7 protein-coding genes, 1 tRNA gene and 3 pseudogenes are annotated in these 9,201 nt (G+C 55.4%); 3 read left to right on the forward strand and 8 right to left on the reverse strand.

Going from position 1 to position 9,201, the window contains the following annotated elements:
- The 8 genes and pseudogenes from Q427_RS05730 to Q427_RS05765 form a co-directional block, all read right to left on the reverse strand.
- Nucleotides 1-900 (reverse strand): annotated as a pseudogene (locus Q427_RS05730) (extracellular solute-binding protein); the annotation flags it as partial.
- A 62-nt stretch (nt 901-962) separates the two neighbouring features.
- Nucleotides 963-1,235: a DUF2160 domain-containing protein gene (locus Q427_RS05735; RefSeq protein WP_043511850.1), complete on the reverse strand. Its 273-nt coding sequence runs from the start codon at nt 1,233-1,235 to the stop codon at nt 963-965.
- Between the two features lie 16 nt (nt 1,236-1,251).
- Nucleotides 1,252-2,007, reverse strand: a complete 756-nt coding sequence (locus tag Q427_RS05740; protein WP_051496161.1) for a carbohydrate ABC transporter permease — start codon at nt 2,005-2,007, stop codon at nt 1,252-1,254.
- 202 nt (nt 2,008-2,209) lie between these two features.
- On the reverse strand, nt 2,210-3,091 hold the full coding sequence (locus Q427_RS05745) for a carbohydrate ABC transporter permease (protein WP_043511852.1): 882 nt from the start codon (nt 3,089-3,091) through the stop codon (nt 2,210-2,212).
- Nucleotides 3,092-4,185 (reverse strand): annotated as a pseudogene (locus tag Q427_RS05750) (ABC transporter ATP-binding protein). It lies immediately after the preceding gene.
- Nucleotide 4,186: 1 nt separating this feature from the next.
- Complete coding sequence (locus Q427_RS05755; RefSeq protein ID WP_043511853.1) at nt 4,187-5,275, reverse strand: ABC transporter ATP-binding protein; 1,089 nt, start codon at nt 5,273-5,275, stop codon at nt 4,187-4,189.
- Between the two features lie 96 nt (nt 5,276-5,371).
- Nucleotides 5,372-6,877, reverse strand: a complete 1,506-nt coding sequence (gene glpK / locus Q427_RS05760; RefSeq protein WP_043511858.1) for a glycerol kinase GlpK — start codon at nt 6,875-6,877, stop codon at nt 5,372-5,374.
- Nucleotides 6,878-7,252: 375 nt separating this feature from the next.
- A complete protein-coding gene (locus Q427_RS05765) occupies nt 7,253-7,843 on the reverse strand; it encodes a YqaE/Pmp3 family membrane protein (RefSeq protein ID WP_331280554.1) in 591 nt (196 codons plus the stop codon).
- Nucleotides 7,844-7,978: 135 nt separating this feature from the next.
- Here Q427_RS05765 and Q427_RS05770 point away from each other — a divergent pair, with 135 nt between their 5' ends.
- The 3 genes and pseudogenes from Q427_RS05770 to Q427_RS05780 form a co-directional block, all read left to right on the forward strand.
- On the forward strand, nt 7,979-8,386 hold the full coding sequence (locus Q427_RS05770; RefSeq protein ID WP_043511864.1) for a CBS domain-containing protein: 408 nt from the start codon (nt 7,979-7,981) through the stop codon (nt 8,384-8,386).
- Between the two features lie 427 nt (nt 8,387-8,813).
- Nucleotides 8,814-8,887: transfer RNA gene (locus tag Q427_RS05775), tRNA-Gly, on the forward strand.
- A gap of 101 nt (nt 8,888-8,988) precedes the next feature.
- A pseudogene (locus Q427_RS05780) lies at nt 8,989-9,201 on the forward strand (hypothetical protein); the annotation flags it as partial.

A 9,201-nucleotide genomic window follows, 5' to 3' on the forward strand; every position in this document is an offset into this window, starting at 1 on the left:
TCACGCTGGAACCCACCGGACGCTCTCCTCATCGACGCGGATGCCCCAGTCGTCCACCGGATTGCCAAAAGGTACGCCCGGGCTGCCCATGCCAGCCATGGAGAGCCAGGAGTCGTGGAAGCGCCAGCCGAGTGATGGGTCGCGGCGTCCATAGTCCATGTGGCCGTAGACTCGAACGCCATCGATCTCGCCGACGTGCTCGGTGAAGAATTCGGCGATGTTCTCGTAGGCCGTCCAGTTGGTGGGAACTCCCAGGTCATAGCCATAGATATCACGGAACTGCTCCTGGAGGTCCTCGCGCTGGAACCAGTCATAGCGGAACCAGTAGAGGTTGGCGAACTGCTGAGCCGGCAGCTGGTAGATGCTGCCATCCGGCCCGGTGGTGTACTGGATGCCGATGAAGTCGTCCAGGTCCAGGGTCGGCAGCGTGAAGTCTGCCCACTCGTTTTCCATCGCTTCTGAAAGATTGATGGTGGTCCCGTAACGAATGTGTGTGCCGATGGCATCGGAGTCGTTGATGAAACCGTCATAAATGTTGCGACCCGTCTGCATCTGGGTCTGCATGTTATCGACGAGATCACCTTCTCCAATGATGTTGTGCGTCACGCTGATGCCGGTGAGCTCTTCGAAGGCCGGGGCCAGCACATCGCGCTCCCAGACGTGGGTAGTCAGACCCTCGGCGACGGTGTTGATCTCCATGCCGCGGAACTGCTCGGCGGCTTTGGCAAACCACAGCAGTTCCTCAATCTGCTCCTCCCGGGACAGCGTCGAGTTCTGGAAGTGCTCATCAACCAGGCGCTCGGCGATGGCTCTGGCATCGTGGGAGTCGGCGTACAGACTAGCGGATGCAAGCATCAGGCTACCTGCCAGCACCGTCAGTTTTATCCTGTTGTTTTTCATGTGGACCTCATTTGCTTGTTGTCGTCTTCCATAACGTAATTATTCATCCTTGCCACCTTGATTCAGCCCCAGCGCATCAGCACCAGCAACCATAGAATGGAAGCCGCCAGAGCAAACCAAATCGAAATATCGGTAAAGCCAACCACAGCCAGATGGATATAAGCGGCGGATAGCAAACCGATGAATAAGCGATCCCCTCGGGTGGTAGAAATCGGTAGGAACCCCTTTCTTTCAATCGAGGGTGATACCACCTCCCATACCGTCATTCCCGCCAGCATGGCGCCAATGGTAGAGAAAAAAATTGCCGTAGGTACCGTCCAGACCATCCAGGACATCTTCGAACCCTCCCGCTCAGGTACGGCCCAGGGCAAAGCCCTTGGCGATATGGTTACGTACGAAATAGACGACGACAATACCGGGCAATATGGTTAGCACGCCGGCTGCAGCCAACGTACCCCAATCAATACCTGACGCTGTCGATGTCCTGGTCATGATGGACGCAATGGGCTGTGCATTGGTCGCTGTCAGCGTGCGTGAAAGCAGCAGCTCAACCCAGGAAAACATGAACAGGAAGAACAGCGTAACCCCGATTCCCGAACGGATCATGGGAATGAATATCTTGACGAAGAAAGCCGGGAAGCTGTACCCATCTATATAGGCCGTTTCATCGACTTCCTTGGGCACACTGCTCATGAAACCTTCCAGTATCCAGATCGCCAAGGGAATATTGAAAAGGCAATGCGCCAATGCCACTGCAATATGTGTGTCAAAAAGGCCAACCGAGTAATAGAGCTGAAAATAGGGCAGCAGGAATACAGCGGGCGGCGCCATCAGATTGGTCAGCAGCCAGAAGAACAGGTGCTTGTCACCAATGAAACGGAAGCGACTGAAGGCATAGGCTGCCGGCAGTGCCACCGAAATACTAATCAGCATATTCATCAGTACGTAGGCAAGGGAATTGACGTAGCCCATGTACCAGTTGGAGTCTGTAAATATTCTTATATAATTATCAAACGTAAGATTCTGCGGCCAGAATGATAGTGCGCCAAGAATCTCAGCATTTGTCTGGAGTGACATATTGATCAGCCAGTAGATCGGCAAGATCATCAGAAATAGATATGTCAACAGCAAAAAACGTGAACGCTTAACTGCCGGCCCCCTGCTTTTGGCTACTGCCCGCGTGTACTTCGACGGATCGACGGCATCAGTATTCACCGAACCACTTGCGGAAAGGGAGGCACTGGGCGCCGACACCCCGGCCGTTTCGCCTGGCATGGCAACCTGACGTGTTGTGGCGTCATGTGTCATGTCAGTACCCTCCTTTTACGTTTTCTTTCTGCATATTCATGATAGCGGTATAGAAAACCCAGCAGACCAGCAGAATGATCAGGAAATAAATTAGTGAAAATGCTGCCGACGGGCCCAGGTCCTGCTGTCCAATCGCCATTGTTGTCAATGATTGGCTCAGGAAAGTTGTCGAGCTACCCGGTCCTCCACCGGTCAGCACGAAGGGTTCGGCATAGATCATGAAGGAGTGCATGAAACGCAGCAGAATACCGATTACCAGGACATTGGTAAGCTTCGGGAGCTGGATATAGCGGAACACAGCCCATTTCGATGCCCTGTCGATACGTGCTGCTTGGTAGTAGGCCTCGGGAATGGAGCGAAGACCGCTATAGCAGAGCAGTGCAATCAGCGGAGTCCAGTGCCAGACATCCATGAGAATGATAGTCGCCCATGCATCAACAGGACTACGGGTAATGTTGTAGTTATAGCCCAATTCACGCAGCCCCCAACCCATCAGGCCAATGTCACCACGCGTGAATATCTGCCAGATACTACCGACCACGTTCCAGGGTATCAGTAGTGGGAGTGTGATAAGGATGAGGACCGCAGATGCCTGCCAACCTCGCTTCGGCATCATCAGGGCGATACCGATACCTAGTGGCACTTGTATGGCCAGTATGGTAAAGGAGAAAGCAAACTGTCGAAACAAGGCTGATTGCAATGCCGGATCATTGAGCATGGTCTGAAACCACTCCGTTCCGGTAAAGAATCGGGTATTCGCATCAAATACATCCTGCACGGAGTAATTGACCACCGTCATCAGCGGTATGATGGCGGAAAAAGCCACCAACAGGAGCATCGGCAGAATGAGGAACCATGCCTTGTTATTGTGCACCTTATTCATCTACCCTACCTCCACGCGATACTCATCAACGTACAGGCCCAGAGCCTCTTCCGGGAAACTGACGTGAGCACGATTTCCGTTAATGGCATGGCCTTCGTCAAGGCGCGCCTTCATCCAGGCATCACCAAACTGGAATGAAAGAATGGAATAAGTGCCAAGATCCTGAATATCACCAACCTTGACTTCGAAGGAGTGTTCACTCGGACTCCCTCTGACTTCGACAAATTCAGGACGAATACCCAGCTTTAAATTTTTCGATCCGGCACGCTTCATGGCATCCAAGTATGGCCTGCTCAGCACAATTGGAATCTCTCCCACAGCCGCGCCCGCCCCCGAAAGCGTCACATCGAGAAAATTCATTCCCGGGCTGCCGATGAAGTAGCCAACGAAAGTGTGTGCCGGCACTTCAAAAAGCTCTCTTGGCGTACCGAACTGCACCACCTGACCTTCATACATCACGGCGATCTTGTCGGCGAAGGTGGAAGCTTCCAGCTGATCATGTGTCACATAGATCATGGTGATATTGAATTTCTCGTGGATCTCCTTGAGTTTGCGTCTTAGCTTCCACTTGAGCTGAGGATCGATGACCGTCAAGGGCTCATCGAAGAGAATGGCGGAAACATCATCGCGAACCAGCCCGCGCCCCATCGACACCTTCTGTTTCTCATCCGCGGTCAGGTTCTTTGCCTTGCGCTTGAGCAGTGAGGTGAGATCGAGAATATCCGCCACCTCTTCGACGCGCTGCTTTATCTTGTCCGTTGGCGTCCTTATATTTCGCAGGGGGAAAGCCAGGTTGTCAAAAACCGTCATGGTGTCGTAGATTACCGGAAACTGGAAAACCTGAGCAATGTTTCGCTCTTCCGGTGGCAGATCATTGACGATTACATTATCGAAAATGACATCGCCATCGGACGGTTGCAGTAACCCGGAAATAATATTAAGCAGCGTGGACTTTCCACAACCGGAAGGGCCAAGGAGCGCATAGCTCCGCCTTGATGCCAGACATGGCTCATTTGGCGAATGGCATAATCTTCCGGTCCGGCCGGGTCGGGTACGTAGCTATGCGCCAAGGCATTCAATTTTATTTGTGCCATCTCACTGCACTCCTGGCCGCGAAGGGATGTGGACGACGCCACCACTCCTGTCAAAGGCATAGATCTTGTGAGTCGGAAAATAGACCTTTATCGACTCATCAACTCTAAAATCATAGATGCCAGGTAGGTGCAAGATCAGCTTGAAAAGATCATTGTGCACATGCAGAAAGGTCTCAGACCCGCTAATTTCGGCAATATCAACTTTGACTTCGAGTTCAAGGTCGTCTTCCGCTTGTCGCTGCAACCCGATATGCGATGCTCTTACACCAAAGTGATATTGTCCTGGCGATAAGGCCCCGAGGTCCTTGCTCAATGGAAAATGAATGCTTCGATCGAACGTCACTTCCGATCCTGATACCATTGCCGGCACGATATTGATGGGTGGCTCAGAGAACATCTCGGCGGAGAGGATATCCTTCGGGCGATGATAGACATCATCGGTACGGCCATACTGCAGCAGCCTGCCTTCATGCAGAACTGCGGTATATCCGCCCAGTGCCAGTGCCTCGTTGGGCTCGGTGGTCGCATAGACGGCAATACAGTTACGTGTCTTGAAGAGCTCCCTGAGCTCCTCGCGAAACTCCTCGCGCAACTTGTAGTCCAGGTTGACCAATGGCTCATCGAACAGGATCAGGTCCGCATCCTTGACCAGGGCCCGTCCCATGGCGGTGCGCTGCTGCTGGCCTCCCGACAGTTCCTGTGGGTAGCGGTCGAGCAGAGGCTCGATATGCAGCATCTTTGCCGTTTCCAGGACCCTGCGCTTGACCTCGTCCTTCGGTACACGGGCCAACCTCAGTGGCGATGCAATGTTTTCAAAGACGGTTAGGCTTGGATAGTTGATGAACTGCTGGTAGACCATCGAGACATTGCGCCGACGTACCGACTTTCGGGTAACGTCCTCCCCGTTCATCAGTATTCGTCCTCGAGTGGGCGTATCCAGTCCGGCCATGATTCGCATGAGGGTCGTCTTGCCGGCCAGGGTTCTTCCCAGCAGGACATTGAACGAGCCTGGCGCCAGCTCCAGATTGACGCTTTCGATGTGTGTGGCCCCGTTGACCACGTGATCGACGTTTTCCAGGATCAGTGACATGCTGAACTCGCTGTCATCGTTGTTATTTCGGATTGTTAGTCATCACACGCTGCGCGATGACCGCTAAGCATCTGGCCTGCCAGGCAGGCTCAGGCCTCAAGCCAGCACGGGCTCGCCGAGATCACTCCTCACACGTCGCACGGCACTTTGCCAACCGTCGTAGAGCGATTCCCGCTCGGCAGAGGTCATGCTCGGCGTGAAAGTCCGCTCGCATTGCCACAGTGCAGCCAGCTCATCCAGTGAGCGATACCACCCCACCCCCAGCGCGGCTAGGTACGCTGCGCCCAGGGCCGTTGTCTCGAGGACAGCCGGCCTGTCCACTTCCTGCCCGAGCATGTCGGCCAGGAATTGCATCAACCAGCTGTTGCATACCATTCCGCCATCCACCCTCAACCGCCCCTTGCCCAGGGAAATGTCCTGCCCCATGCATACATGCAGGTCACGGGACTGGAAGCAGACCGACTGCAGGCCCGCTGCAACGATCTCGGCAATTCCCGTATCCCGGGTCAGGCCGAAAATGGCACCGCGAGCACGCGGGTCCCAGTGGGGCGCACCCAGTCCGGTAAAGGCCGGAACCAGATAGACGCTGTGCCCTGCACGGGTCTGGTGGGCAAGCCGCTCGGTCTCGGCGACATCCTTGAACAATTGCAGACCGTCCCGGAGCCACTGCACGGTCGCACCAGCCACGAAGATACTTCCCTCAATGGCATAGGTAGGCCGACCCTTGAGTCGATAGGCAAGTGTGGTCAATAAACGGTTATTTGAAACGACTGCTTGCTCGCCGGTATTGAGCATCATGAAGCAGCCAGTACCATAGGTACTCTTGGCCATTCCCGGCTCGAAACATGCCTGGCCAACCAGAGCGGCATGCTGGTCGCCTGCCACGCCGGCTATCGGCACTTCGCAACCGAAAAATTTTGCGTCAACCAAGCCGAAGTCATCACTGGAGTCCTTGACTTCGGGTAGCACTGTGGCGGGAATCTCAAACAGCTCGAGCAGCCTTTCATCCCACTCCTGGGTATGGATATTGAAGAGCAAAGTGCGCGATGCATTGGTCGCATCGGTGAGATGCTGCCTGCCGCCGGTCAATCGCCAGATCAGGAAGGTATCGATGGTGCCAAAGGCCAGCTCACCGCGTTTGGCCCGCTCACGCGCGCCAGGGACTGAGTCAAGAATCCAGGCCAGTTTGGTGGCGGAAAAATAGGGGTCGATCAATAGACCGGTACGTGCCTGAACGTCTGCTGCGTAGCCGGCAGCGTTCAGGCTTTCGCACTGCAGCACGGTTCGCCTATCCTGCCAGACGATCACCGGATGGATCGGTACACCAGTGGCACGATCCCAGACCAGCGTGGATTCACGCTGATTGGTGATGCCGACGCCAGCGAGATCGCCAGCCTGGATACCGCCTCTCCTCAGGACATCACGACAGATGAACAGCACCGATTCCCAGATCGACTCCGGGTCGTGCTCGACCCATCCGTCTGCAGGAAAGGACTGAGCGAGTTCCTGCTGGGAGATGGCGACCAGGCGAAACTCACGGTCGAAAAGAATCGCCCTGGAGCTGGTGGTTCCCTGATCGATGGAGAGAAGATAGGAAGACATACACTTCGCCCTGGTTATTGTTCTGGGTCGGTTCGGCAAAAGAGGCTGCGCTCGACGCGCCCAAATGTTCGCTTTCAATCATTCCTGACCAAAAATGTTCGATTTCGATAGCGAGACTAGCGCAGGTCCCAAGTCCGGGCAACGGCCAAGAGCATTTTTCGATTTAGACCTTCGTCTAGGCCGAACAGAGTGACTTTCCAACCTGCCGTTAAGACATTGATGGGGAAAGAGAAGCAGCCTGCAAAGCATGTTGGTTTCGTCTAAAACCTTTCGCTTCCGAACATTTCTGGCGCTTTTTTACTCATAAAGGCACATGAATGAGCAAATGAAAAAAGCGAAAGAAGGCAGTGCGGGCATGGAGAAAGGCCAGGGACGTCAGACTGGGGCGCGCCTCAGCCACATGAAGGCATGGATCACACCGGGCGCCCAGCCCAGCAGGGTCAACAGCAGGCTCACCGCGACACGCCGCCTGCCACCATGGGAGAGCCCCACCGCCAGAGGCGGCATCACTACCGCCGCCACCTTCAGGGCGACGCGAAGCATCGAGGATTCGGCCAAGGCCGAATCCTGCGGTGGAGGTGACGTGTCGAGATGCGAATGGCCGGGATCCGGCGGAGTAAAAGACTGGACCGCATCACGCGACTCCCGCTCGGACAGCTGACGGTGGGCATCATGGTCGATCTTCTGCTCTATGGCCTCGGCACCCTCGGCCAAGTCATCGTGATAGCGCTCCCAGTCCTCCCAGTCATGAGGCGTACCGGCATGCGGCTGACGATAGCCGGCACCGCGGGCTCGCTCCCACGCCTTCTCTTCCAGCGTATTGGGGCGCTCTTCTTCTCGCCCCTGGCCAATGCCTTTCCTGGCCAGATACTCCCGGGCATCCATGACATTCTCCTCTGGTAAGGCGGCACGACGGTATGAATAGCCGGCCTCGAAGGTGGCATACGGGTACGGTATTGGAGTCATGGCCTGGGCTCCATGTTCCGGGCCAGGATCACATCAACGTTGGAAAAAGTGTTTATGCCCTATGGCCAGACCCGGGCTGCTCTCGTCTATGATGGTTACATAACCAGTCCAGTGCCACCGGCCAAGGAGATGCCCATGCCCACCAAGGCTCCCACCATCGTTCGCGATATCATGTCCCGGGACTGCTATCGGGTCACCGCCAACACCTCCGTGACTACCCTGGCTGAAGGCCTGGCCTTGCATCGGCTACCGGGCGTTCCCGTGGTCGACAAGAGCGACCATCTGATCGGCTTCATATCCGAACAGGATGTCATGGGTAAGGTTCTCGAGAGCGCCTATCTCAATGATGAGCCGCCGCTGGTCGGGGATCTGATGCGCAACGAGGTCCTGTCGGTCTCCCCCAACAAGAGCATCACCGATCTTGCCCAGGAGATGCTCGGAAACAAGCCCAAGGTCTATCCGGTTGTCGAGCAGGAGCGACTGGTCGGCATCGTCACTCGACGCGATGTCCTGACTGCCATCGTGCGCATGAGGCACAAGTAGATAGGCCCTTATCCAGCCTGGCACTGCACCCGGAGACCACCGGGCGCAGTGCCACCATCCCCGTCCCATTGGCCAGCCCCTTGATGCGAAGGCAAAACAACGCAGATCCGGCGCAAAAGAAAGCCGCCACATGCGAACATGGGCGGCAAGATCGAAACTGCGAGCCAGAGCAACAGTGTTAGCGACTGCCATCGCGCTGCTGTCTGTACTAGATCAGACAGCACAATCGACAAAAGTTCTCTGGCGACTCAGATTTTTCTTGCCAACCGCTTTGGTCTTGAGTGCCACCCGGGGCTTCCTGTAGGCAAGGCTTCTCGTCACCCCATCTCCTGAGCGACAAAACAACCACTTAGGAAAGCAGAGTCGGCAAAACAGAGAGAGCGCTTGCGCCACATAAGGCATTGAGTTTACTATCGAAACACGGACAGCGGGTGTAGCTCAATGGTAGAGCAGAAGCTTCCCAAGCTTAAGACGAGGGTTCGATTCCCTTCACCCGCTCCAGTTCGCCGCAGGCATACTGTCCATCCTCACCAGGCAACATCGGCAATGCCGATCGACCCTCTTCTGCTGCGACCCCGACGTCTACCGGTGCGAGCAACTGCATGGCCCTTTATCTACTCATCTTCGCCGTCTGCACGCTGATCATTGGCGGCATGTTGCTGATTCTGCTGTTTTCGCGTACTGCACGCTATCGCACGGAGCCCGAGCAACTGCTCGAACTCTTCGACAAGGCGCTGGAAGACCGCCTCAGCCAGCATGAGTGGGATACGATCATCAACTATCCGATACGCCATGACGACTATCTGGATGGCGTG

This window comes from Halomonas sp. BC04, assembly GCF_000568385.1.

Coding starts and splice junctions, on each gene's coding strand:
- Q427_RS05735 (WP_043511850.1), bottom strand. CDS start 1,235: ATGTCCTGGATGGTCTGGACGGTACCTACGGCAATTTTTTTCTCTACC.
- Q427_RS05740 (WP_051496161.1), bottom strand. CDS start 2,007: ATGATCTTGCCGATCTACTGGCTGATCAATATGTCACTCCAGACAAAT.
- Q427_RS05745 (WP_043511852.1), bottom strand. CDS start 3,091: ATGAATAAGGTGCACAATAACAAGGCATGGTTCCTCATTCTGCCGATG.
- Q427_RS05755 (WP_043511853.1), bottom strand. CDS start 5,275: ATGTCACTGATCCTGGAAAACGTCGATCACGTGGTCAACGGGGCCACA.
- glpK (WP_043511858.1), bottom strand. CDS start 6,877: ATGTCTTCCTATCTTCTCTCCATCGATCAGGGAACCACCAGCTCCAGG.
- Q427_RS05765 (WP_331280554.1), bottom strand. CDS start 7,843: ATGACTCCAATACCGTACCCGTATGCCACCTTCGAGGCCGGCTATTCA.
- Q427_RS05770 (WP_043511864.1), top strand. CDS start 7,979: ATGCCCACCAAGGCTCCCACCATCGTTCGCGATATCATGTCCCGGGAC.